Source organism: Streptomyces sp. NPDC102467 (assembly GCF_044765445.1).
In the GTDB taxonomy this organism is placed as follows: Bacteria; Actinomycetota; Actinomycetes; order Streptomycetales; family Streptomycetaceae; genus Streptomyces.
This window is the reverse complement of the sequence record NZ_JBIWKA010000017.1, coordinates 93,933-115,845: the sequence shown is the minus strand read 5'-3', so window position 1 is coordinate 115,845 and position 21,913 is coordinate 93,933. Positions and strand designations below refer to the sequence as shown.

The 21,913-nt window shown below is 69.8% G+C and carries 24 protein-coding genes; 9 read left to right on the top strand and 15 right to left on the bottom strand.

Annotated elements, in window-relative coordinates; genetic code table 11:
- Position 1 precedes the first annotated feature (1 nt).
- Together ACIREE_RS32225 and ACIREE_RS32220 are read right to left on the bottom strand one after the other, a co-directional pair.
- On the bottom strand, positions 2–1,306 hold the full coding sequence (locus ACIREE_RS32225) for an ABC transporter substrate-binding protein (protein ID WP_404160062.1): 1,305 nt from the start codon (positions 1,304–1,306) through the stop codon (positions 2–4).
- 188 nt (positions 1,307–1,494) lie between these two features.
- Positions 1,495–2,016, bottom strand: a complete 522-nt coding sequence (locus tag ACIREE_RS32220) for a GNAT family N-acetyltransferase (protein ID WP_404160059.1) — start codon at positions 2,014–2,016, stop codon at positions 1,495–1,497.
- Positions 2,017–2,132: 116 nt separating this feature from the next.
- Here ACIREE_RS32220 and ACIREE_RS32215 point away from each other — a divergent pair, with 116 nt between their 5' ends.
- Both ACIREE_RS32215 and ACIREE_RS32210 read left to right on the top strand, forming a co-directional pair.
- Complete coding sequence (locus tag ACIREE_RS32215; RefSeq protein WP_404160057.1) at positions 2,133–4,844, top strand: alpha/beta fold hydrolase; 2,712 nt, start codon at positions 2,133–2,135, stop codon at positions 4,842–4,844.
- Positions 4,841–5,731 (top strand): ABC transporter permease, encoded by an 891-nt coding sequence (locus ACIREE_RS32210; protein ID WP_404160054.1) that lies wholly within the window; start codon positions 4,841–4,843, stop codon positions 5,729–5,731. Before ACIREE_RS32215 ends, ACIREE_RS32210 begins: the two co-directional genes overlap by 4 nt.
- Before the next feature lie 131 nt (positions 5,732–5,862).
- Here the strand turns inward: ACIREE_RS32210 and ACIREE_RS32205 are convergent, their stop codons facing one another.
- Positions 5,863–6,363 carry a hypothetical protein gene (locus ACIREE_RS32205; RefSeq protein ID WP_404160051.1) on the bottom strand — a complete coding sequence of 167 codons (501 nt, stop codon included), beginning with the start codon at positions 6,361–6,363 and terminating at the stop codon, positions 5,863–5,865.
- Between the two features lie 100 nt (positions 6,364–6,463).
- On the opposite strand from ACIREE_RS32205, the gene ACIREE_RS32200 reads away from it, so the two are divergent.
- Positions 6,464–7,564 (top strand): DUF6183 family protein, encoded by a 1,101-nt coding sequence (locus ACIREE_RS32200; RefSeq protein WP_404160048.1) that lies wholly within the window; start codon positions 6,464–6,466, stop codon positions 7,562–7,564.
- 17 nt (positions 7,565–7,581) lie between these two features.
- Here the strand turns inward: ACIREE_RS32200 and ACIREE_RS32195 are convergent, their stop codons facing one another.
- Positions 7,582–7,767, bottom strand: a complete 186-nt coding sequence (locus ACIREE_RS32195; RefSeq protein ID WP_404160331.1) for a DUF397 domain-containing protein — start codon at positions 7,765–7,767, stop codon at positions 7,582–7,584.
- Between the two features lie 20 nt (positions 7,768–7,787).
- On the bottom strand, positions 7,788–8,639 hold the full coding sequence (locus ACIREE_RS32190) for a helix-turn-helix domain-containing protein (RefSeq protein ID WP_404160045.1): 852 nt from the start codon (positions 8,637–8,639) through the stop codon (positions 7,788–7,790).
- Positions 8,640–8,803: 164 nt separating this feature from the next.
- Between ACIREE_RS32190 and ACIREE_RS32185 the strand changes: the two genes are divergently transcribed.
- Together ACIREE_RS32185 and ACIREE_RS32180 are read left to right on the top strand one after the other, a co-directional pair.
- Positions 8,804–9,262: an ATP-binding protein gene (locus ACIREE_RS32185; protein WP_404160042.1), complete on the top strand. Its 459-nt coding sequence runs from the start codon at positions 8,804–8,806 to the stop codon at positions 9,260–9,262.
- A 76-nt stretch (positions 9,263–9,338) separates the two neighbouring features.
- Positions 9,339–9,908, top strand: a complete 570-nt coding sequence (locus tag ACIREE_RS32180; protein WP_404160039.1) for a putative glycolipid-binding domain-containing protein — start codon at positions 9,339–9,341, stop codon at positions 9,906–9,908.
- Positions 9,909–9,945: 37 nt separating this feature from the next.
- Here the strand turns inward: ACIREE_RS32180 and ACIREE_RS32175 are convergent, their stop codons facing one another.
- Both ACIREE_RS32175 and ACIREE_RS32170 read right to left on the bottom strand, forming a co-directional pair.
- A complete protein-coding gene (locus tag ACIREE_RS32175) occupies positions 9,946–11,190 on the bottom strand; it encodes an acyl-CoA dehydrogenase family protein (protein WP_404160328.1) in 1,245 nt (414 codons plus the stop codon).
- 11 nt (positions 11,191–11,201) lie between these two features.
- Positions 11,202–11,669, bottom strand: a complete 468-nt coding sequence (locus tag ACIREE_RS32170; protein ID WP_404160036.1) for an SCP2 sterol-binding domain-containing protein — start codon at positions 11,667–11,669, stop codon at positions 11,202–11,204.
- Positions 11,670–11,819: 150 nt separating this feature from the next.
- On the opposite strand from ACIREE_RS32170, the gene ACIREE_RS32165 reads away from it, so the two are divergent.
- Positions 11,820–12,494, top strand: coding sequence for a TetR/AcrR family transcriptional regulator (locus ACIREE_RS32165; protein WP_404160033.1), 675 nt, complete (start codon positions 11,820–11,822; stop codon positions 12,492–12,494).
- A 208-nt stretch (positions 12,495–12,702) separates the two neighbouring features.
- The gene (locus ACIREE_RS32160) at positions 12,703–14,661 is read left to right on the top strand and encodes an AMP-dependent synthetase/ligase (protein WP_404160030.1); all 1,959 of its coding nucleotides are present in this window, start codon (positions 12,703–12,705) and stop codon (positions 14,659–14,661) included.
- A 32-nt stretch (positions 14,662–14,693) separates the two neighbouring features.
- Here the strand turns inward: ACIREE_RS32160 and ACIREE_RS32155 are convergent, their stop codons facing one another.
- From ACIREE_RS32155 to ACIREE_RS32135, 5 genes are all read right to left on the bottom strand, one after another.
- Positions 14,694–15,473: an ABC transporter permease gene (locus ACIREE_RS32155; RefSeq protein WP_404160028.1), complete on the bottom strand. Its 780-nt coding sequence runs from the start codon at positions 15,471–15,473 to the stop codon at positions 14,694–14,696.
- Complete coding sequence (locus ACIREE_RS32150) at positions 15,470–16,513, bottom strand: ATP-binding cassette domain-containing protein (protein WP_404160026.1); 1,044 nt, start codon at positions 16,511–16,513, stop codon at positions 15,470–15,472. Before ACIREE_RS32150 ends, ACIREE_RS32155 begins: the two co-directional genes overlap by 4 nt.
- 114 nt (positions 16,514–16,627) lie before the next feature.
- Positions 16,628–17,476 carry a DUF4097 family beta strand repeat-containing protein gene (locus tag ACIREE_RS32145; protein ID WP_404160023.1) on the bottom strand — a complete coding sequence of 283 codons (849 nt, stop codon included), beginning with the start codon at positions 17,474–17,476 and terminating at the stop codon, positions 16,628–16,630.
- Between the two features lie 192 nt (positions 17,477–17,668).
- Positions 17,669–18,202, bottom strand: coding sequence for a hypothetical protein (locus tag ACIREE_RS32140; RefSeq protein ID WP_404160021.1), 534 nt, complete (start codon positions 18,200–18,202; stop codon positions 17,669–17,671).
- A 406-nt stretch (positions 18,203–18,608) separates the two neighbouring features.
- A complete protein-coding gene (locus tag ACIREE_RS32135; protein WP_404160018.1) occupies positions 18,609–19,046 on the bottom strand; it encodes a cytidine deaminase family protein in 438 nt (145 codons plus the stop codon).
- A gap of 301 nt (positions 19,047–19,347) precedes the next feature.
- On the opposite strand from ACIREE_RS32135, the gene ACIREE_RS32130 reads away from it, so the two are divergent.
- The gene (locus ACIREE_RS32130; protein ID WP_324776050.1) at positions 19,348–19,569 is read left to right on the top strand and encodes a hypothetical protein; all 222 of its coding nucleotides are present in this window, start codon (positions 19,348–19,350) and stop codon (positions 19,567–19,569) included.
- Between the two features lie 239 nt (positions 19,570–19,808).
- Here the strand turns inward: ACIREE_RS32130 and ACIREE_RS32125 are convergent, their stop codons facing one another.
- A complete protein-coding gene (locus ACIREE_RS32125) occupies positions 19,809–20,252 on the bottom strand; it encodes a hypothetical protein (protein ID WP_404160015.1) in 444 nt (147 codons plus the stop codon).
- Positions 20,253–20,525: 273 nt separating this feature from the next.
- On the opposite strand from ACIREE_RS32125, the gene ACIREE_RS32120 reads away from it, so the two are divergent.
- A complete protein-coding gene (locus ACIREE_RS32120) occupies positions 20,526–20,894 on the top strand; it encodes a DUF6193 family natural product biosynthesis protein (RefSeq protein ID WP_404160012.1) in 369 nt (122 codons plus the stop codon).
- 132 nt (positions 20,895–21,026) lie between these two features.
- On the opposite strand, the gene ACIREE_RS32115 is transcribed toward ACIREE_RS32120, so the two are convergent.
- Both ACIREE_RS32115 and ACIREE_RS32110 read right to left on the bottom strand, forming a co-directional pair.
- Complete coding sequence (locus tag ACIREE_RS32115; protein WP_404160009.1) at positions 21,027–21,230, bottom strand: hypothetical protein; 204 nt, start codon at positions 21,228–21,230, stop codon at positions 21,027–21,029.
- Between the two features lie 122 nt (positions 21,231–21,352).
- Positions 21,353–21,766 carry a hypothetical protein gene (locus ACIREE_RS32110; RefSeq protein ID WP_404160006.1) on the bottom strand — a complete coding sequence of 138 codons (414 nt, stop codon included), beginning with the start codon at positions 21,764–21,766 and terminating at the stop codon, positions 21,353–21,355.
- Between the last annotated feature and the right edge of the window lie 147 nt (positions 21,767–21,913).

The following is a 21,913-nucleotide window of genomic DNA, read 5'->3' as shown; positions in this document are numbered from 1 at the left end:
ATCAGGCGAGGACGACCTTCGCCTGGTCGAAGAAGAGGTCCACGGCGTGGTCCACGGAGACCCGGCCGTAGAAGAGCTTCTCGGCGACACGCTGCAGATAGACGTTGAGCGAGGCGCCGCCGTCGGCCGGCGACGGCGGGGTCGCCGCCATCGTCGCCGCGACCTGTTTCTCGTACGTCTGGACCTGGCGCACCGCCGGATCGGTGACCTCGGCGGCGCCCTCCTGGCTCGTGGTGGGCGGCATGCCGATGTTGGTGCCGAGGATCTTCGCCACCCGCCGGTCATTGATCATGAAGCTGATGAACTGCGCGGCCTCACTGATGTACGGGCTCTTCGCGGCGGCGCTCAGCAGCATCCCGGGCTTGGCGTAGATGCCGGAGCGGCCGGTGTCGGTGGGCACGATGCCGAGGGAGAGCTTGCTGCCGCGCATCTCGCTGCGGCCGCCGACCTGGTTGTCCCACTCCAGGTTGGAGGCGACCCGACGGGTACTGATGGGGTATCCGGGCAGCGACTCCAGGACCACGTCGGGGCCCGCGAGCGCACCCTCCGCGCGCCAGCCGTCGACCAGGCCGAAGTAGCGGCGCATGTCGTCGTGGCCGAAGCCGAGTCCGCCCTTCTCGGTCCACATCTGCAGGCCCTGCTGGCGCATCCACGTCTCTACGCCCATGTAGTTCTGGCCCGGGTTGTCCATGCCGAACTGCTTGCGCCTGGTGTGGCGGGTGACCTTGAGGGACTGCTCCATGAACGCGTCCCAGCCCATCCGCGCGGTCGGTGGCCGCGCCCCCGCCTCGGCCCACACCTTGGCGTCGTACTGCACCGAGACGGTGTTGTGGGACAGCGGCAGCGCGACCCGGCGGTCCTCCACCAGGCCCGCCGTGCGCAGCGAGGGGACGAGGGTGGAGGCGTCGATCTCCTTGCCGGGGCCCGTGTGCTCGTCGAGGTCGGCGAGGACGCCGTGTTCGCCGAGCGTGCGGATCCAGGCGTAGTCGATGTGCATCACGTCGGGCGGGTTGCCGCCGGCCGCGGCGGTGCTCAGCTTCGGCCAGAACGAGTCGAAGGCGGCGAAGCTCGTCTTGACCCGGATCTTCGGATGGTCGCGTTCGAAGACGGTGACGCACTTGTTGATCAGATCGGCCCGTCCGCTGTCGCCCCAGAAGAAGTAGCGCAGGGTGACCGTGCCACCGGCGCCCACGGAGCGGGACGGCCCGCCGCAGGCGGTGAGCGCGGTGCCCAGACCGGTGGCCAGCAGGGCGGTGAGGGTGGTGCGGCGGGTCAGCGGGCGGCGGGAGGGGGCGTCGTTGCCCACGGGGGGCCTCCACAAGCGGCTCGACGGCGGTGTCGAGGTCGGACCTTTGCATGCGCTCGCAGGGCCGTCAACGGTTCTCACAAGGTAGAAAGCGCTTCAACTCTCTTTGCTGCACACCCTCTTGACGATTGCTGCGAGCGCTTGCAAGATCGAGAGGGAAAGCGCTTGCTCGCCCGGCGGATCCGCGTTCACGTGAAGTTCCAGGTGATCACCGCGCACGGCCCTTCGTCCGTGCCGCCCGCGCTGCGGTACGCCGCGAGCGCCACGTCGTTGTCCGTGTCCACCCCGACCCACATGTCGTAGCAGCCGAGTTCGGCGGCCAGCTCCGCGAGCGTCCGGATCAGGGCGCGGGCGATGCCGCGGCGCCGGTACGGCGCGGCCACCGCCAGTTCGTAGAGGAACATCTCGCGGCCCTTGTCGGGGTGGACGGTCTCGACGCCGCTGATGAAACCGACGGGGCTTTCGGCGTCGTCGGCGTAGGCGAGGTAGAGATGGTGACCCGGTGTGGACAGGAAGTCGCGGGCCGCCTCCGGACGGGTCGGCGAGTCGAACAGCGGCCCCGCGGCGACGAGTTCGGCGACGGTGCGCGCGCGGCGGATCTCGTGACGGATCTCCTGACGGCTCTCGTGGTGGAGTTCGTGACGGATCTCGTGACGGATCTCGTGATGGTTCGCGTGGTGGAGTTCCTGACGGATCTCGGGGTCGGTCATAGAGGCGTCGTACCACGCCTGCGGTACGCGGCGGGCGCACGTACTACCGGAGGAGGTCGCCCGGTTCCGACCGGGGGGTGCGGTGACTGTCGGTGGTGGCCCGTACGGTTGATGTCATGGATCTAGGACGGCGCACATGGCGCGAGCGGGTACGCGGGAAGCCGCGGCGGTGGATCGCCGTCGCGGCGGCTCTTGTGGTGCTCGCGGGGGCGGGGACATGGTCCGTCGCCGCGGCCACGTCCGCCGAGAGCGGTCCTGCCGTGCACCGGCAGGACCGGAAGATGGCGATGGGCGGCGGCGTCCGGATCGACACCTCGTACTTCACCGCCGGTGACGGCCGCGACAAGCGGCCCGCGGTGCTGCTCGCGCACGGCTTCGGCGGCAGCAAGGCCGATGTGCGGGGCGAGGCGCAGAAGCTGGCCCGGCACGGGTTCGCGGTGCTGACCTGGTCGGCGCGCGGCTTCGGCGGCTCCACGGGGAAGATCGGGCTCAACGACCGGCACGGCGAGGTCGCCGACGTATCGCGGCTGATCGACTGGCTCGCGAAGCGGCCCGAGGTGCAGCTCGACAAGGCGGGCGACCCGCGCGTGGGCGTCACCGGAGCCTCGTACGGCGGCGCGATCTCGCTGCTGTCCGCCGGCTACGACAAGCGGGTCGACGCGATCGCCCCGCAGATCACGTACTGGAACCTGGCGGACGCGCTCTTCCCGGACGACGTCTTCAAGAAGCTGTGGACCGGGATCTTCTTCACCACAGGGTCCGCGGACATCGGCGCGCGCACCAGCGAGGCCGGGCTGCACTGCGGCCGCTTCGAGGCGGAGCTGTGCGACATGTACCAGCGGGTCGCTGTGAACGGGAAGCCGGACGCGCAGGCCCGCAAGCTGCTCGAAGAGCGCAGCCCGTCCGCCGTCGGCGACCGCATCAAGGTGCCCACACTCATCTCGCAGGGACAGACCGACTCCCTGTTCCCGCTCAGCCAGTCCGACGCGATCGCCAAGCACATCAAGGCCAATGGCGCACCCGTCGACGTCGACTGGATCGCGGGCGGGCACGACGGCGGTGACATGGAGACGGACCGCACCACCGGCCGGGTGGCCTCGTGGTTCGACCGCTACCTGAAGGACAAGGACGTCGACACCGGGCCCGCGTTCCGCGTCACCCGCACCGGCGGCGTCGACTCCACGGACGGCGCGGCCACGGTGCGCGGAGCGAGCGGCGACAGGTACCCGGGGCTGCGCGGCGAGAAGCAGGTGTCGGTGCCGCTGAAGTCCGCCACCGAGACGTTCCAGAACCCGCCGGGCGGCTCCCCTCCGTCGATCTCCTCGGTCCCGGGCCTGGGCAGCGCCTCACAGCTGTCGTCGTCCATCGGCGCCGGGCTCTCGCTCGACTTCCCGGGGCAGTTCGCCCGGTTCGACTCGGCGCCGCTGCGCAAGTCCGTGCGCGTCACCGGCTCCCCGACGGCCACGGCCCACGTGAAGTCCTCCACCGGCACCGCCGTCCTCTTCGCGAAGGTCTACGACGCCGGGCCGGGCGGGGCGCGTCAGGTACTGCCCTCGCAGCTGGTCACGCCGGTGCGGGTGACCGGGGCGGGCGGCGCGGGCAAGGACGTCACGTTCACGCTGCCGGCCATCGACCACCAGGTACAGAAGGGCCACACGCTGCGGCTCGTCCTCTCCGCGACGGACCTCGGCTACGCGTCCCCGGCCCAGTCCGCGACGTACAAGGTCTCGGTCACCGGGGGCTTGAGCCTGCCGACCGCGCCCGGCGTCAAGACCGCGGCCACGTCCCTGCCCTCCTGGGTGTGGTGGCTGCCCATCGGCGCGGTCGTCGTCGCGGCGGCGCTGCTCCTTACGGCCCGCAGGCGGACGACGGCACCCGCGCCGGACCCCGGCCTGGCCGAAGTCCCGCTTCAGATCACCGACTTGAGCAAGCGGTACGCAAAGTCCACGGACCGGTACGCGGTCCGCGACGTGTCCTTCCGCGTCGAAAAGGGCCAGATCCTCGGCCTGCTCGGGCCGAACGGGGCGGGCAAGACGACCACCCTGCGCATGCTCATGGGCCTCATCCGCCCCGACGAGGGGGAGATCCGGGTCTTCGGTCACGCGATCCGGCCGGGCGCCCCCGTTCTGTCCCGGGTCGGCGCCTTCGTCGAGGGCGCGGGCTTCCTGCCGCACCTGTCCGGGCGGGAGAACCTGGAGCTGTACTGGCAGGCGACCGGCCGCCCGGCCGGGGACGCGCACCTGGAAGAGGCGCTGGAGATCGCCGGCCTCGGCGACGCCCTGTCCCGCGCCGTGCGCACGTACTCGCAGGGCATGCGGCAGCGGCTCGCCATCGCGCAGGCCATGCTCGGCCTGCCGGACCTGCTGATCCTGGATGAACCGACGAACGGGCTCGACCCGCCGCAGATCCGCGAGATGCGCGAGGTGATGATCCGGTACGCGCGCGGCGGCCGCACCGTCATCGTCTCCAGCCACCTGCTGGCCGAGGTCGAGCAGTCCTGCACACACCTCGTCGTGATGGACCGTGGCCGCCTCGTGCAGGCGGGCCCGGTCGCGGACATCGTCGGCTCCGGCGACACCGTGCTCGTCGGCCTGGCCGGAGAAGTCTCCGAACCGCTCCTGGAGAAGGTGGCCGCACTGGAGGGAGTGGAGTCGGTGGCCCGCGCGGAGGAGGGCCTTCTGATCAGGCTCGCGCCTTCCCCGTCCGGCACCGACCCCGCCGCCGCGCTGCTGACCGACCTGGTCCGGATGGACGTGCCGGTGAAGTCGCTCGGCCCGCACCGACGCCTTGAGGACGCGTTCCTGACGCTGATCGGAGGTTCCGCATGAGCGGCACCGGGACGACCGTGCCCGTCTCGCCCATCCCGCCTGTCGCCGGGCACGCCGACGGATACCGGCCGGGGCGGACGCTGCCCCTGCGGGTCGAGCTGATGCGGCAGGTGAAGCGGCGGCGCACCCTCGTCATGGGGGCCGTGCTGGCGCTGCTGCCGTTCGTGCTCGTCGCAGCGTTCGCCATCGGTGGGCAGCCGGACAGCCGCAGCGGCCGGGTGACGCTGATGGACACGGCCACCGCGTCGGGCGCGAACTTCGCGGCGACCTGCCTGTTCGTGTCCGCCGGGTTCCTGCTCGTCATCCCCGTCGCCCTGTTCTGCGGCGACACGATCGCCTCCGAGGCGAACTGGTCGAGCCTGCGCTATCTGCTCGCCGCACCCGTGCCGCGCGCCCGCCTCCTGTGGTCCAAGCTGACCGTCGCGCTCGGGCTCAGCCTCGCCGCGATGGTGCTGCTGCCGGTCGTCGCGCTCGGCGTGGGCGCGGTCGCGTACGGCTGGGGTCCGCTGGAGATCCCGACCGGCGGCGCCCTGTCGGCGGGCACGGCGGCGCAGCGGCTGCTCGTCGTCATCGTCTACATCTTCGTGTCCCAACTGGTCACCGCGGGCCTCGCGTTCTGGCTGTCGACGAAGACCGACAACCCGCTGGGCGCGGTCGGCGGCGCGGTCTTCCTGACCATCGTGGGCAACGTCCTGGACGCGGTCACCGCCCTCGGCCACTGGCGCGACTTCCTGCCCGCACACTGGCAGTTCGCCTGGGCCGACATGATCCAGGCACAGCCCGAGTGGAGCGGCATGATCCAGGGGACGGCGGTGTCGGTGGCGTACGCCGTGGTGCTGTTCGCGCTGGCGTTCCGCGGGTTCGCGCGGAAGGACGTGGTGTCGTAGGGGTGCGGTATGCGGCTGGCCGTCTTGGTTGCTGTGCGGGGTGCGGTGTGCGGGGTGCGGTGTGCGGTGTGCGGTGTGCGCCTGGCCGTTTTGGCCGGGCGCGGAGCCGCTGCTGTGCGGGTGCGCCCGCCTCAGTCCACGCAAGCCTGGAGGAGTACCGCGAAGTGGGTGCCGTCGGTGCCCGCGACCAGCCCGTCGACGGTGCATCCGGTGACGCAGTCCGACGCCACGTCGTCGTGATTCGACCACCAGCGGGCATCCGGGCCGAGAACCTCCACGACGCGTGACGTCAGGGAGTGGGCCCGGGGGCCGTCCATCAGCGGGACCTTCCACAGGAGGTCCTCGGACGCGAACCTCACCATCAGTGCGGCGGCCTCGTCCGGAGGGTACGCCACCAGGCCCGCCTCGACCTGGACGAGGGATGCGGGTGCCTGGACGTAACTGTCCTGAGGCGCCCACACGTCGTGTGCCTCAACGGCGACGGCGTGCACCTCCACGGCAATGCGGGACAGCAAGGTGGCGCGGCCGCCCGACTCGGGCAGCCGGCCGTACCGCACGAAGGCGCCCCCTTCACGAGACAACTGGCCTATCAGCAGGCCCAGTTCGTCCTGAACATCCTCGGCCTTCGTCACGCTGCCACCCCCCTGGATCAGACGCGAGCCTACTTCGTGATGGAGTCGTGGGCCTGGTGCCGACCCGGCGCTGTGACGCGGGGACGAGGGAGGGAACGGCATGGGTATCGCAGAGGGAGACATCGAGGCGTGGGCCCGGGACGGGGACGCGGGGCGAGTCGCCGCGCTCGTCGGGGAACTGGCCGGGCAGCGCGACGCCCTCGACGCGCGACTACAGGATCTTGACCGGCGCCTCGCGCAGGCGCTGCGGGTGCTGGCGCTGACTCCCGGCCGGGATTTCCTCGATCGGTTGCTGCTCCTGGCGCCCCGCGTGCGGCGGGCCGAGCCACGCCTGCTGGCCTCTTTGGTCGCGGAGGCACACTCCCTCGACGACGCGCTGTACGTGATCGCGGAGGGCGGCGGCGATCGCCGCAACGACGAGCTGCGGTTCTGCCTCTTCCAGGAACTGCTGCTGCGCGGCGCCGATCCGGACGAGGTGCGCCGCGCCGCCGGGCCGTACTTCGTGCCTGCCTGGCAAGGGCTGGCCTGGCTGCCGGACCGGCTCAGCGACATCGAACGGATCGAGGAGAAGAGCCGGGCGTCCATGTTCCCGAGCCGGAGCTACAACGGTGGATCCCACCCCGTGTGCTCCCCCTCGCTCGCGGCGCCGGTCCCGGTGGACGCGGCCGCCCGTCGAACGGGCGCAGGCTTGCGCCTGGTCGAGTCCGCGTCCGAGGCGCCCCTCGAGGCGATCGCCGGGCCACCCACGTCGGGCGGCTGGGGAGCGTGCGAGGCTGGCGTGTTCCGGCCCGAGGCGCTGGAGGTGCGGATCGAGCCGGAGGAACTGCCCGGCGCACTCGCCGCGTTGCCGATGGACTGCCTGGCGGGGCTGGGCGAGCAGGCCCGGTTCGAGGTCGGGCCGTCGTCCGCCCGTGAGGTGTGGCAGATCCTCTACGCCACCGCTTCCTGCGGCGGCATGTACCACCGGGGGGCCCACGGGGCGTACGGGCGTCTCGCCGCATGGTGGTCCCTGCGCGCCCTGGCCGGCGCCGCCGCCACCGCGACCGCCGCCGAGGTGGAGACAGCGGCCCGCGCCTGTACCTGGTACCGGTTCGAGGCCGACACCGAGTGGTTCCACAACGAGATGAGCGACTACGGGATCGCCGCGCTCACCCCCGACGGGCGCAGACTCGCCGTGCTGGCTGCCACCGATACCGACTGAAGGAGCCGAGGCCCGCCCTACCGTGTGAGCGTGCCGCCGCCGACGGCCAGGGTGAACGCGGCCCAGGCGGCGCGGCTCACTGTCGTGTGGGGCAGGTCCGGGTTCTTGGAGTCGCGGACGGCGATGAGGTGAGAGGTGGGGGTGGCGACCTCGACGCAGGCGTTCGCCGAAGCCTCCGAGTAGGACGACTTGAGCCACCGCATCTCGGACAAGGCGCTTCCCTTCATAGATCCTTGGCGATGTCGAGGATGGCGTCCCTCGACTGCTTCGGATTCAACGCCACCTGTTCGACCAAGTCCAGCCGTCGCCGGAAGTTGGCCAGTTGAGTACTGGAGTCGAGGAAGACGGTGCCGATGGGCGAGTCCACCTGGACCGTGTCCAGATGGGGACTCGCGGCCGAGATGTACATCAATGTGTCACCGGCCATGGGGAACCCACTGGTGGTGAGCGGGATCACGAGCAGCCTTACGTTGGGGCGCTCGCTTTCCGCGAGGAGGTGTTCGAGCTGTGCCCGCGCCACCTGGCTGCCCCCGACGCGCATGCGCAGGGCCGCCTCATGGACGAGGCCGGTGTACGGGATGCGGGTGTCGTCCCCGATCACGGTGCTCCGGGATCGCCGGTGGGCGATCCGCAGTTCGACCTCCAGGCGGGACAGAGCGGGAACAAAGAGGTCGAACAGGGCTCGGGCGTGCTCCTCGGTCTGGAAGAGCCCTGGAATATGAGCGGTCTGCAGGGTCCGCAACTCCGCCGCATGCGCTTCGAGTTCGGCAACGTCCAGAAAGTCCGGCGGGACCTTGCCCCGGTACTCGTCCCACCACCCCCGCCGACGTCCGCCGGTCATCGAGGCCAGCGCGTCGATGAGTTCGGCGTCGTCGCACTCGTAGATGCTCGCCAGTCGCCGCACCCGCTCCTCACTGGCGGGGAACCGGCCGGACTCGATGTTGGAGATGGACGTGCGGTCCGTGCCGAGCAACTCGGCGGCGCGCGGCGCGGTCATTCCGGCGGCTTCGCGCAGACGCCGTAGCTCGGTGCCGAACCGGCGCTGACTGACGGTGGGTGCGGGTCGCGGTGGCATGTGCCCCTCCTCGTTCGCGCTCAGTGTGTCGAGCAGGGCGGGCGTCGTCCATCGAAAACGGAGATGCAACCAGTTCGAGTGAAAGGAGTCTCACGGGTTGGAGTCGCGTGGTTATGGTGTGTGACCTAGGCCACTCATCGGCCCAACTCTTCGCGAGGTGCACGATGGACACCCGCCACACGACCCACCCCCCTCACGACCTCCACGACACCACCCCCACCCGAGTCGGCTGGGACGCCCCCAGCCTCGACCCGCACCGTCCCGTCGCCCAGGCCCGCCACCGCACCCGTAAATGGGTCCAAGAGCACTGGCGGCTGCCGGAGTTGGCGGACTCCGTCGAGCTGGCGGTCGCGGAACTCTGCACCAACGCGATCCGGCACGGCAACGGCCTCGCGGGCCTGGAGCTGATCCTGGGCGCATCACGCGAGTACGCCCCGCCGCTGCTGCGCGTACTGGTGACGGACCACGCGCCGGGACGGCAGCCGCAACTACCCGCCTCCGGCGTGGACCTGCTGAGCGAGGGCGGCCGCGGCCTGCACCTCGTGGCGACGCTGGCGCGGCGCTGGGGCTGGCACCGGACGGGGTTCGACGAGAAGCAGGTGTGGTGCACGTTCGAGCTTTAGGCCAAGAGCGAGCGCGTCACGCCACGCCACCTCACACCACGGCGTCGGCAAACATGAGGTCTCCTACCGTGGGGCGATGACCGACACCACGACGACGCACGTACGCACCTGGCACGTCACCGCGAGCGGCGGTCACGAGACCGCGTGGATCGAACTCGGCGCGGACGCGCTGCGTGCCCACGGCCGGGCCATGGGCGTCGCGCCCGCCCCGTACTGGGTCACGTACGAGCTGGAGACCGGCGAGGAATTCGTGACCCGGCGGCTGCGGGTCGGCGTCGAGGACGCGGACGGCGTACGGGAGTTGGACCTGCGGCGTGATGACGCCGGGCAGTGGACAGCCGACGGGCGGGACCTGCCCGGCCTGGCCGGGGCCCTCGACTGCGACCTGGGACTGTGCCCCCTGACGAACACCATGCCGGTGCGCCGCCACGGCCTCCATCTCGCCCCGGCCGAACGCACGTTCCTGATGGCCTGGGTCGCGGTACCGGCGCTCACGGTCGAGCCGTCCAGGCAGACGTACACCCACCTGGGGCCGACGGAGCACGGGGCGCGCGTGCGGTATGCGGCCGGGGACTTCCGGGCCGATGTGGAGTTCGACGAGGAGGGGCTGGTCCTCGACTATCCCGGGCTGGCCCGCGCGCTGTGACGCGGGCCGCCCCGGAATGATCGGGGAAGGGAGGGAGCTAGCGGATCTGCCGCCCCGAGATCGCCCGTGCGATGACGAGCCGCTGGATCTCGCTCGTCCCCTCGAAGATCGTGTAGATCTTGGCGTCCCGGTACATCCGCTCCACCGGGTGCTCCCTGCTGTACCCGGCGCCGCCGAGCACCTGGATCGCCTTCTCGCTTGCGGCGACGGCGAGTTCACCGGCCCGCAGCTTCGACATCGAGCCCTGCCCGGCGTCGAAGACCTTGTCGTTACGGGCCATCCACGACGCCTGCCAGATCAGCAGCCGGCACGCCTCGATCTCGGTGCGCAGATCCGCGAGGGCGAACGCGATCGCCTGGTTCTCGATGATCGGGCGGCCGAACGCCTCCCGGTCGCCCGCGTACTCCAGCGCGTACTCGTAGGCGGCGCGCGCGATCCCGAGCGCCTGTGCGCCCACGGTCGGCCGGCTCACCTCGAACGTGGACATCGCGGCCTGACTCCGGCCGCCCCCACGGGAACCACCACGGGAGCCACCGCCGGAACCCTCGCGGGCCCGCGCGAGCCGCGCGTCCAGCTTCTCCTTGCCGCCGAGCAGACAGTGCCCGGGGACTCGTACGTCATCAAGGAACACGTCCGCGGTGTGCGACGCCCGCAGCCCCAACTTCCTTATTTTCTTCGCGCCTTCGAGCCCCGGCGTGCCCGGCGGCACGATGAACGCGGCCTGCCCGCGCGAACCGAGCTCGGGGTCCACGGAGGCCACGACCACGTGCACGTTCGCGATGCCGCCGTTGGTGATCCAGGCCTTCTGGCCGCTGATCACCCACTCGTCCTTCGCCTCGTCGTAGCGGGCCCGCGTCCGCATCGCCGCCACATCGGAACCGGCCTGCGGCTCCGACACGCAGAACGCCGCGACCTTCGGGTCCGCCTCGTCGCCGAAGCACTGCGGCACCCACTCGGCCAACTGATCGGGCGTGCCGGACGAGAAGATCCCGGCGACCGCGAGCGAGGTGCCGAAGAGCGCCATGCCGATGCCCGCGTCGCCCCAGAAGAGCTCCTCGTTGGCGATCTGCAGCGAGATGCCGCTCGGGTCGCCGAAGAGTTCGGCCAGGGACTCGAACCCGTAGAGGCCGATCTTCGCGGCCTCCCGGATCACCGGCCAGGGTGTCTCCTCGCGCTCGTCCCACTCGGCGGCCGCGGGCCGCACCACGTCGACGGCGAACCCGTGCACCCAGTCGCGCAGATCGCGCTGTTCCTGATCCAGTTCGAGAGAGAAAGCCATGATGTCGCCGCCCCCTACGCCTTCGGGATGTCGAAGTAGCGGGTCAGCCCCGCCGCGAGCGCGACATCGCCCGCGATCTTCACTTTGCGCAGCATGAACATGGTGACGGGCGAGGAGTTGCCCGACACCAACTTGAGGAAGTCGGCGTCGCCCATGACGAGCGTGACGCGCGGCTCCGCGTTCGACCGGCCCTCGGTGACCGCGCACGTGCCATTGGTGATCTTCGTCTCGTAGACCGCCTCGGGGGTGTCGCCCTGGCCGGTGACCTTCCAGCGGATCAGCGCCTCCAGGGTCCCGGCGACCTCCGGCTTGAACTGCCGCTCCATGCGCCCGAAGACCTCCTTCAGGACGCGGGCCCGCAGGGCGCTGTCCCCGGCGATCTCGCTGATCTCCTTCGCGGACAGGCCCTTCACGATCCGCGCGAACTCCTCGGGCGTGACGCTCGCGAAGTCGAGGGCCGCGATGTCGTCGGCACCGCTCATGGAAGTCTCCTAAGTTGTCCGGCCGTTGAGTACCCGGTCGTTGAGCACCCGGTCGTTGGGGCTTCGTGGCCTGGTCGCTTGGCGTTGTTCTTACTGATCAGTAAACTTACTAATTGGTAAGGTTACGGCGACGTAGGTAGGCTGACAAGAGTGACGGGGACATCGGGAGCGGCTCAAGGGCGCACAGCGGCGCGACGCAAGCGCGTGCCCCGGCAGGTGCGCGAGCAGCAGATCATCGACGTGGCCGTACGCGTCTTCGCCAAGCGCGGCTACCACGCGGCCTCCGTCGACGAGATCGCCGAACTCGCCGGGATCTCCAAGCCGATGGTCTACCTCTACCTGGACTCCAAGGAGGGGCTCTTCCTCGCGTGCCTGCGCCGGGAGGCCGAGCGGCTGGTCGCCACGTTCCAGGAAGCCGCGCGCGGTGCGGGTGCCGCGCCCGAACTGCGGCTGAACGCGGGCCTGTCGGCGTTCTTCGCGTTCGTCGCCGAGCATCGCGACAGCTGGGTCGTGCTGCACCGGCAGGCCTCCGAGCTGACCGAGGCGATCACCACCGCCGTCGCGGAGGCCCGGCGCGCGGTCATGGCCGAGGTCGCGGGGCTGGTCAGGGACGGCATCTCGGACAGCGGCCGCGGCAGCAGGCTCGGCGCCGAGGACGCCGACTTCGTCGCGCACGCGCTGGTGGGCGCGGCCGATTCGCTCACGGACTGGATGGAGCGCAACCCCGGCCAGTCGCCCGAAGGCATCGCCCTGCGGCTGATGAACATGGTGTGGGTGGGCATGCGCGACGTCCTCGACGGCAAGGCGTGGCTGCCCGAGGGCTGAGCCCGGACTCGCGACGGCCGGGGCGGACCGATTCGCGCGCGACCCATTGAATTTTCCTTACGCGTGAGTAAGTTGACTCCCGAGTAAGTTCGAGTGGGCGCGTACGAGCAGCGCGCACGAGCTGCGCGTACGAACAATCCATACGAACAAGCACCTGCGATCCCCGAACCACCACCGACCGCATGCCGCCGCGCGACCGGGAGCCGTCATGGGCGTACGCAAGGATCTGAAGCGGGCCAGAGAGCGCAGCGACCTGGCCGACCGCGTGAAAGTCGACCTCGTCAGGGACGAGCGGGGCGTGGTCCGGGAGGCCCGCACCGCACCGCTCGCCGCACCCCCGTCGGATGGCTCCACGCCCGCCGACATCCCGTTCGTGAACGCCGCCGAGGTGCCGGACACCGTCGTCGTACGGCGCAAGGAGGCCGGGGGAGCCGGCGCCGCCGGAGGCCAGGGGGAGTGGAAGCCGGTCACGGCGGCCGCGTTCGCGCGGGAAGTGACCGCCGCCGCCAAGGGGTTGATGGCCGCGGGACTCGAACCGGGCGGCCGCGTCGCCCTCATGTCGCGCACGCGCTACGAGTGGCAGGTCCTCGACTTCGCGATCTGGGCGGCCGGCGGCCAGACCGTGCCGATCTACGCAACCTCATCGCCCGAGCAGATCGAATGGATCGTGCGGGACTCGGGCGCCCGCATGCTGATCGTGGAGACCCCGGAGAACGCGGTCGCCGCCGAAGCGGGACTCGCCGCCCTGCCCGCCACCGAACGGCCGCGCGTCTGGCAGCTCGACGCGGGCGCCGTCCTCGAACTCGCCACTCTGGGAAGGGAGATCGAGGACGACGAGGTCACCAAACGGCGGGCCGCACTCACCCCCGACACCATCGCGACGGTCTGCTACACCTCCGGCACCACCGGCCGCCCCAAGGGCTGCGTCCTCACCCACGGCAACCTGTACGCGGAGGCCGCCAACACCGTCGAGCTGCTGCACCCCATCTTCAAGGCCATCACCGGGCAGGCCGCCTCGACCCTGCTCTTCCTGCCGCTCGCGCACATCCTGGGCCGGACGATCCAGGTGGCGTGCCTGCTCGCCCGGATCGAACTCGGCCACTGCCCGAGCATCAAGCCGGACGAGCTACGACCCGAACTCCGTTCGTTCCGGCCGACGTTCGTGGTCGGCGTGCCCTACCTCTTCGAGAAGATCCACGACACGGGGCGGGCCACAGCCGAGAAGATCGGGCGCGGCGCGTCGTTCGACCGGGCCGACCGGATCGCGGTCACGTTCGGCGAGCGCAGCCTGGCGAAATTCCTCGACGGCGGGCAGGGGCCCGGCCTCGGACTCACCCTCGCCACCGGCCTCTACGACCTGCTCGTCTACCGCCGCGTCCGCAAGGAACTGGGCGGCCGCCTGCGGTACGCGATCAGCGGTGGCTCCCCCCTCGACAAGGGCCTCAACCTCTTCTTCTACACCGCCGGGATCGTGATCTACGAGGGGTACGGCCTGACCGAGACCTCGGCCGCCGCCACCATCACGCCACCGCTGCGCCCCCGGCCCGGCACCGTCGGCCTGCCCGTCCCCGGCACCACGATCCGTATCGCGGACGACGGCGAAATACTGGTCAAGGGCCCGATCGTCTTCGGCGCGTACTGGCAGAACGCCGCGGCGACGGACGAAGTCCTCTCCCCGGACGGTTGGTTCGCCACCGGCGATCTCGGTGCCCTCGACGCCGACGGCTACCTCACCATCACCGGCCGGAAGAAGGACATCCTCGTCACCAGCGGCGGCAAGAACGTCTCGCCCGCCGTCCTGGAGGACCGGCTGCGCAGCCGGTCACCGGTCGGCCAGTGCATCGTCGTCGGCGACAACCGCTCCTACGTCGCCGCCCTCATCACCCTCGAACCGGAGTCCGTCGCCCACTGGCTGACCGTGCGCAAGCTGCCCGCCGACACCCCGCTGTCCGAGGTGATCCGCGACCCGCGGATGATCGCGGCCGTACAGAAGGCCGTCGACTTCGCCAACGAGGCCGTCTCGCGAGCCGAGTCCATCCGTAAGTTCTCCTTGGTTGAGGGCGAGTTCACCGAGGACAACGGCCTGCTCACCCCCTCCCTGAAGATCAAGCGCCGGGCCGTCATGTCCGCGTACGAGAGGGAGATCGGGGAGCTGTACGGTGCCTGACGCGGTGGGCCGGTACTGAAGGGCTCAGGCTCTCAGCGCTGGACGGCGCTGTGGAACTTCGAGGCCGACCAGAAGTAGCCCAGGACCGCGAGGCCGACGGACCAGGCGAGGGCGAGCCACCCGTTGTGGCCTATCTCGGTGTCGAGGAGAAGTCCGCGCAGGGTCTCGATGGCCGGCGTGAACGGCTGGTACTCGGCGATCGGCTGGAACCAGCCCGGCATCGCGTCGATGGGGACGAAAGCGCTGGAGATCAGCGGAAGGAAGATCAACGGCAACGCATTGTTGCTGGCCGCCTCGGGGTTCGGGCTGATCAGCCCCATGCCGACCGCAAGCCAGGTGAGCGCCAGGGAGAAGAGCACGAGCAGACCGAAGGCGGCGACCCATTCCAGGACAGTGGCGTCGACGGAACGGAAGCCGATGGCCACACCGACGGCACCGACGAGGAGCACGCTCATGACCGACTGGAGCACGCTGCCGACGACGTGGCCGACGAGGACGGAACCGCGATGGATGGCCATGGTGCGGAAGCGGGCGATGATGCCCTCGGTCATGTCATTGGAGACGGATACCGCGGTGCCGACGGTGGTGGATCCGATGGTCATGAGCAGGATGCCGGGGACGATGTAGGCGATGTAGGCGGTGCGGCCCGCGCCGCCGCTCATGGTGTCGCCGAAGATGTAGACGAACAGCAGGAGCAGCATGACTGGGGTGAGCAGCAGGTTCAGCGTGAGGGACGGATAGCGGCGGGCGTGCAGCAGGTTGCGGCGCAGCATCGTGTTCGAGTCGCGCACGGCGAGGGAGAGAGAGCTCATCGGACGGTCTCCTTGGACTGGCTGGGCACGGCGGACTGGCTGGGCACGGCGGTGGCGATGCCGGTAGTGGTGGTGGCGGTGAGGGCGAAGAAGACGTCGTCGAGGTCGGGGGTGTGCACGGTGAGTTCGTCGGCTTCGATGCCGGCCGTGTCCAACTGGTCGAGGATCGCGCGCAGTTCGCGCTGGCTGCCGTCGCTGGGGAGCTGCAGTGACAGGGCCTCGTCGTCGCGGACGGATTCGTGCAGCGCGGCGGCGGCGGACTGGTAGGCGAGCGGGTCGGAGAAGCGCAGCCGCACGTGACCGCCCGGGACGATCCGCTTCAGCTCCTCGGCGGTGCCTTCGGCGGCGATCTTCCCGTCGTTCAACACCGCGATCCGGTCGGCGAGTTCGTCGGCCTCTTCGAGGTACTGGGTGGTGAGGAAGACGGTCACACCATCGGTGACGAGTTCGCGGATGATGCCCCACATGTTGTGGCGGGAGCGCGGGTCCAGGCCGGTGGTGGGCTCGTCGAGGAAGATGATCCGGGGGCTGCCGACCAGCGTCATGGCGATGTCCAGGCGCCGCTTCATACCGCCGGAGTAGGTGGAAGCGGGCTTCTTCGCCGCCTCCACGAGGTCGAACCGTGCAAGCAACTCGGCGGCGACCCGCCTCCCCTCGCTCTTCGAGAGGTGGTGCAGGTCCGCCATGAGAAGCATGTTCTCCTCACCCGTGATCAGCCCGTCGACGGCGGAGAACTGCCCGGTCACACCGATCGCCGTCCGCACCCCGTCCGGCGAATCGGCGACGTCGTGGCCCGCGACCTGGGCCTGGCCGCCGTCGGCACGGATGAGCGTGGACAGGATCTTGACGGCCGTGGTCTTGCCCGCGCCGTTCGGCCCGAGAAGCGCGAAGACCGAGCCGGCGGGGATGCGCAGATCGACCCCGTCGAGGACGGTCTTGTCGCCGTACGACTTGCGTAGCCCCACGGCGGAGATGGCGGCGGGGGTGGCAGGGGCGTCAGAGGGGACCGGTCGGCCGTCTCCGCTATTGGATGTGGGCATGACAGAAGAAGGCATGAGGTTCTCCCGTTCAAGGGCTGGATCGGCTTGGAGGAGCGGCGTCGGAAAGGCGGAGCTGAAAGCGCGGGTAAGGAAGTGCGGGGCGGAAGAGGAGGCTCAGACGCGGGCGCGGCGGACTTCGATGTTGCCGTGGCGGGTACGGGCCCTGACCTCGACCGTGTCCTCCGTCTTCGCCGGGCTCTCGGACGCGGTGAGCGAGTTCAGTACTTGCCCGGAACCCGAGCTGACGTCGAGCCAGGCGGCCGTACCCTCACGGACGCCGACCTCGATGGCGCCGTAGGAGGTCTCCAACTGGACGGCTCCCCGGGCGACTTCGAAGAGGCGCAGGGCGCCGTGCGCGGTGGTGGCGGTGACAGACCCCTCGGCACGGTCGATGGTGATGTCACCGTTGGCGCCGCTGACCCGCAGATCGCCAGTGATGTCGCCGAGGGTCGTGGTGCCGTGCGTGTTCTTCAGAACGGCGGAGCCCTCGACGGCGCCGACGCGCAGACTGCCGGAGCTGGTGGTGATCTCGGCGGCGCCCGTGACGCGGTCCACGGAGATCGAGCCGTGGGCGGCTGTCAGGTGCAGCGGCCCGGTAGTGCCGAAGCGGACATCGCCGGACGAGGTCTTCACGCGGACCTCGCCCAGTGTCCCCTCACCGCGTACCTGCGCCCAGGCGCCGGTGACGTCGAGGTGTGAGCCCGCGGGCAGTTCGACCGTCACGTCGACGGTGCCGGTCCGGCCGAGGCCGAAGAGAGCCGCCTTGGGCGTCCGGATGTGCAGCGTGCCGTTGGTGAAGGCGACCTCGGTCTGCTCGGCGGCCTTGACGTCCACTTCCCGCTTCGCGTCACGGGGCCGCGCGTCGACGACGGTGTCGCCACGCTCGCCGGCCACGAACTGCAGGGACCCGGCGTCCATGTGCGCGGTGACCGAGATCGGCTGCGGAGTGTCGAAAGTAGGCATGACTGTCCCGTCCTCTTGGCTCTTGAGGCGTCCCGCGGTGGGGACGTGAAGGTGGATGGCAAGGGGGTCGACGCGCGGCGCGCGGGGTTTCTATTGCTGGGAGCTGGGAGCTGGGAGCTGGGAGCTGGGAGCTGGGAGCTGGGAGCTGGGAGCTGGGAGCTGGCAGATGGGTGCGGGGCGCCGGCCGGGGGGTCAGCGCACCCAGCCGGTGAAGCTCTGTCCGACGGTGCGGGCTCTCTCCGGTGTACGAGGCTGCGCGGCGCCCGGGTCGACAGCGGCCGACACGGCCCGCACCAACCAGGCGTTGACCGACAGTCCCTCGCGGTTGGCGGCCTCCTCGGCGCGTGCCTTGAGGTGGGCGGGCAGCCGCAGGTTCACACGTGCGGTGCCGCCCTCGTCGGCGGTGTCGGCCGCGGCCGGGGCCGGGGCGTGGGCCGGCAGGGGTTCGGGCTGTCGGCCCTGCTCCCCGTGGGGGAGGTCTCCGGGCGCCAGCATCACCACGAAGTCGGGGTCGAGCCCGCGCAGCCGTACGTCGACCGAGCCGGGGGCAAGTTCGCGGGTGACCTCGCCCATCGCGGCGGAGAGCGCGTTGAGCAGGGTCAGTCTGGTCGCCGACTCCAGGGGGGCGGTGAGCCGCTCGGCGAGCTCGCGGGCTTCGTCCCCCCCGGCTTCGGCGGCCACCGCGAGTTCACGGCGGAGCGAGTCGACGTAAGGCGTAAGGTCCATGACGCCATAGTGGCACCACAATGGCGCCACGCGCAAGCCCCAAAGTGCCCGGAGGGCGGAACGCGGGCACAAATTACGCTCTGGCCTGCGGATATGTTCTGGCGTCGGGCTGCGCCAACGCGATGCCATCCGAAATTCCGGCAGCTTGAGATGTGCTCGAAGGGGCCGGACTGGCACCGAGCCGGAGCCAGAACGGCACCCCATGGCACCTCATGGCACCCCATGGCACACCGTGGCACCATGTGGCGCCACGGCGCGTTCACGCTGCGGCAACGGCCCATCGGCACCGATACTGCCGCGCGGCCGGGCGCACCGCGCGTACGCCGTGGAAGCCGCGTTGAGGCCGGAACCTGGGACAGTCAGCCGGGAGCTACTAGATCTCCACTCGATCGATCTACTGCTCGTCCTACTGCTCGTCGAGTTGATGGTCGGCCCAGACGTATGTCACGGGGAGCAGCTCACGGATCCGAACACTTCGAGTACCCCCGCCTTCCCCTCCCTCGACTCTTTCGGCTCCCTCGACGATGACCTCGATATCGGGGAAGTAGTCGAGCAGCACCTGACGGCACCGCCCGCACGGCGGTACGACGCCCCGGTCGCGGTCGCCCACGGCGACGATGGTGACCAGCTCGTTCGCGCCCTGGGCGGCGGCCGCACCGATGACGACGAGCTCCGCGCAGGGGCCACCTGTGAAGTGGTAGGCGTTCACCCCGGTGACGATCCGGCCGTCCCTGGCGCGGGCCGCGGCGGCGATGGTGTGGTTGTCGCCGCGGCAACGGGTGCGGGCGACGTGAGCCGCGGCGTCGATGAGCTCGTGATCGACGCGTGATGCCTGTGTGGTCATGGACTCTCCCAGATCGGACCCAGCTCAGTAGGCCGGGCACTTCCAGCACGCGGGCAGCCAACGGCGACGTCGCTCCCCCCCTGTGCCCATCATCATCTCGTCAGCCACAGGACGAGCGGGGACGCCTTTACCAAGCGCGTGCATGGGCCCGCGCATGAGTCCGTGCATCGGCCCGCGCGGTGGTCGACCCCGAAAGAGGCGTGGTCAGGGGCGTGTCGTGGGCCCGGGGCGCGCTTCGTTGCCTTACTGGGTCCTTACGGCCTGACATATCGAGGCTCTGTGGGCGCATACTGGCATCACGATGACGAAGCCCTCCGCGCCCCGACGCCACCTGCCGACAAGCCCCTTCAACGCTCCGTCCGCTGCACCCCCCAAGCACTTCGCCCTGGGGGATCGGGTCACTCACGACCGCTACGGCCTGGGAAGGATCATCGGCGTCGAGAACGGCGTCGCGATGCTCGTCGACTTCGGCTCACGCCAGGCCCGCATCAGCAGCCCGTACACGCACATGGACAAACTCTGAAGTTCGTCCCACCGGCCGGCCCCGGCCTCTCCCCATGACCAGTGGGGCGAGAGGGCCCGGGGCTTTGTCGTATCCCGCATCACCCCGGCGACCTGCAAGAAGGGCCCTCCCGAAGGAGGGCCGTGAAGCGTCGCCCTGGCAGGCCGCGAACCTGCGGCCAAGCGCTTAGAGGGCGCTTGGCACCCGGGCGGTAACCCGCCCCGCCGAGGTGCCGTACAGCACGCTGGCGCCCCCGGCCCTCAGTCGCCCGAGTAACCCCAAAAGTAGATCTCGCGGGGCTCTCCCTGATCGTCATGCAGCACCGCGCACCGGCCCACCCATCGCGACTGCGGGAAGACGTCAAATTTCTCGACGTGGGCACGGGTCAGCTTGTCCGTCCCTAGGAGCTCGCGTGCTTCCTCGGCCGTCACAGGTTCTACGGTGTTGTAGTCCGGGGTGTCGTCAGGCCCCAGTATGTGGAAGACATCCAGGATGGAATGGGTACCTGCCTGTTGGACCAGCTCGTCCTGCCACAGCTGCTCCAACGTCTGAGGTCGAGGCTCCCGTTCTTCCGCGGCCCGCCAGTCGGCACCATTCACCCAGTAGTACTCCTCTGCCTGGAACACCTCTCGCCGCAATTCCTGCAGAGCAGCATCAAGATCTTCCTGGTACGGAACGTAGTAATCCCAACTCGAAGCCCCCACGGCAACTTCCCTCCCACTGTCCTCGAGGCGACGGAAACTAGCACCAGGGTCTGACATCGAGGCGCTGAGCTTGGGAAGCTCGGGTGAACTAGGGCTGGTTGGGTATCCGACCTGCGAAGCCGTGGCCCGGTAGACCTACGGGAGGATGTCCCGTTACCTCGCCGTTCCCCGGGCTCCCCGACCGCGACCTGGCACGGATCTGGCACGGCATCGCGCTCCTGTACCGACACAGAGGGCTTGTCAGCCGCCTGTCGGATACCGGATCGTACGACCATGCCTGAGGCGCCAGATGCCGAGACTGCGTGGACATGGTTGTTGGAGCGTCGACCAATGACCCGAGGCTGGTTCGACGACACGTTGCCGCCCATCGCGACGGCCGCATACTCGGAGCCTGTGTTACGCGGCCTCTTCCCTTTTCACACGCACGGCACGCTCAAGTTCATCCGTGACGCTCCCCCGTGGCACGAGCCTCCGATTGATGATCTGCCATTCATCGTGCTGGGTGAGCCGCCGTACGGCGTCTACGCGGCGGGTTGCACGACCTGCCTCGGATGGGGGACAACGGCTGAGGACGCCATCGGCCTCGTGGTTGCTCACCTGCCTACGGTTCTGGGCGGCGATGCAGCAGGCCATCAATCTTGAAGACAGTCGTGGCGCGCAGGCTGAAGGCCCCTGACCAGGAATATCGGGCGGGGGCCTTCGTCGTGTGTGCTGTCCATGGATGACCGTCGTTCCCCGGTGTTCCCTGCTCGATCGGGCACGCCGGGGGCACGGTCACTCTTCGGCAGGACCGGGTGCCGTGAGGTCGACCCATATCCAGGGCTCGTGATCCCAGTCGCGCACCTCGCCTACGACCAGATCAACGATGGCGCCCATTGGCGGCAGTTGCTGCACGAGGCGCTTCACCCCCAGCTCGCTTCTGCGACGAATCGTGTCCAACGAGGCGCCCACGGGTTCGTATCCGTTCAGCTCCGCCATGAGGCCCCAGGGCTCGTGACTGGTGATTGTTACTTGCACTGTCTCGCCTTGTCGAAGCTCGCTGAGGGGACGTCTCGGTTCAACTGCCATGGCGGCATCCTCCACCTCAGCCCACCACAGTGCTATCGGGCTGTGTGACCGCGTTCGGCTCGGTACTCGTCGAACAGGCTGAAGAACAGGTCAAGGGGCTCCTGGTCGGCCGCCTGCGCCTCGCGCTCGATCTCCGTGGCCCAGCCCGCCGCGCTGTGGCGGCCGAGCCGTTGCCATAGCCACTCGGCGAAGAGTCCTTGGCTGCCGGGGTTCCAGAAGGGCCAGTCTTCGTCAAGGCCGTGCAGGTTGAGGGCGAGGCGGTAGCCCAGCAGCATCGACTCAAGGTGCGGCAGCGAATTGCCGCGCACCCACATCCCTGGGCGCAGGCGGATCTCGTCGAGAAGGTCGTAGACGTCGTTCAGCTCGCTCGCAGGCTTCGCAATGCGTCGGGGCTCATGAGGTGCCGGCACTTCTGTTGCCTTACTGGGGGAGGAGCTGTCGGCCATCGCGGTTCCGCACCCGAGGCCCGGTCCCATCGAGGGCGCCCAGGAGCCGGATCGATGAGACCTCGGACATGTACTGCGTGACCTCGTCGGGGGTCAGGCACTCGACGGCCGTCGACCCGTATGCGACACAGCGACCCGCAGAAACCT

Bases quoted from the DNA above. Each gene is read 5' to 3' on its own strand.
- ACIREE_RS32160 (WP_404160030.1), top strand. From the start codon at position 12,703: ATGGGCGTACGCAAGGATCTGAAGCGGGCCAGAGAGCGCAGCGACCTG.
- ACIREE_RS32210 (WP_404160054.1), top strand. From the start codon at position 4,841: ATGAGCGGCACCGGGACGACCGTGCCCGTCTCGCCCATCCCGCCTGTC.
- ACIREE_RS32200 (WP_404160048.1), top strand. From the start codon at position 6,464: ATGGGTATCGCAGAGGGAGACATCGAGGCGTGGGCCCGGGACGGGGAC.
- ACIREE_RS32140 (WP_404160021.1), bottom strand. From the start codon at position 18,202: ATGGACCTTACGCCTTACGTCGACTCGCTCCGCCGTGAACTCGCGGTG.
- ACIREE_RS32195 (WP_404160331.1), bottom strand. From the start codon at position 7,767: ATGCGGTGGCTCAAGTCGTCCTACTCGGAGGCTTCGGCGAACGCCTGC.
- ACIREE_RS32215 (WP_404160057.1), top strand. From the start codon at position 2,133: ATGGATCTAGGACGGCGCACATGGCGCGAGCGGGTACGCGGGAAGCCG.
- ACIREE_RS32220 (WP_404160059.1), bottom strand. From the start codon at position 2,016: ATGACCGACCCCGAGATCCGTCAGGAACTCCACCACGCGAACCATCAC.
- ACIREE_RS32185 (WP_404160042.1), top strand. From the start codon at position 8,804: ATGGACACCCGCCACACGACCCACCCCCCTCACGACCTCCACGACACC.
- ACIREE_RS32145 (WP_404160023.1), bottom strand. From the start codon at position 17,476: ATGCCTACTTTCGACACTCCGCAGCCGATCTCGGTCACCGCGCACATG.
- ACIREE_RS32130 (WP_324776050.1), top strand. From the start codon at position 19,348: ATGACGAAGCCCTCCGCGCCCCGACGCCACCTGCCGACAAGCCCCTTC.
- ACIREE_RS32155 (WP_404160028.1), bottom strand. From the start codon at position 15,473: ATGAGCTCTCTCTCCCTCGCCGTGCGCGACTCGAACACGATGCTGCGC.
- ACIREE_RS32170 (WP_404160036.1), bottom strand. From the start codon at position 11,669: ATGAGCGGTGCCGACGACATCGCGGCCCTCGACTTCGCGAGCGTCACG.
- ACIREE_RS32180 (WP_404160039.1), top strand. From the start codon at position 9,339: ATGACCGACACCACGACGACGCACGTACGCACCTGGCACGTCACCGCG.
- ACIREE_RS32115 (WP_404160009.1), bottom strand. From the start codon at position 21,230: ATGGCGGAGCTGAACGGATACGAACCCGTGGGCGCCTCGTTGGACACG.
- ACIREE_RS32135 (WP_404160018.1), bottom strand. From the start codon at position 19,046: ATGACCACACAGGCATCACGCGTCGATCACGAGCTCATCGACGCCGCG.
- ACIREE_RS32110 (WP_404160006.1), bottom strand. From the start codon at position 21,766: ATGGCCGACAGCTCCTCCCCCAGTAAGGCAACAGAAGTGCCGGCACCT.
- ACIREE_RS32120 (WP_404160012.1), top strand. From the start codon at position 20,526: ATGCCTGAGGCGCCAGATGCCGAGACTGCGTGGACATGGTTGTTGGAG.
- ACIREE_RS32150 (WP_404160026.1), bottom strand. From the start codon at position 16,513: ATGCCCACATCCAATAGCGGAGACGGCCGACCGGTCCCCTCTGACGCC.
- ACIREE_RS32190 (WP_404160045.1), bottom strand. From the start codon at position 8,639: ATGCCACCGCGACCCGCACCCACCGTCAGTCAGCGCCGGTTCGGCACC.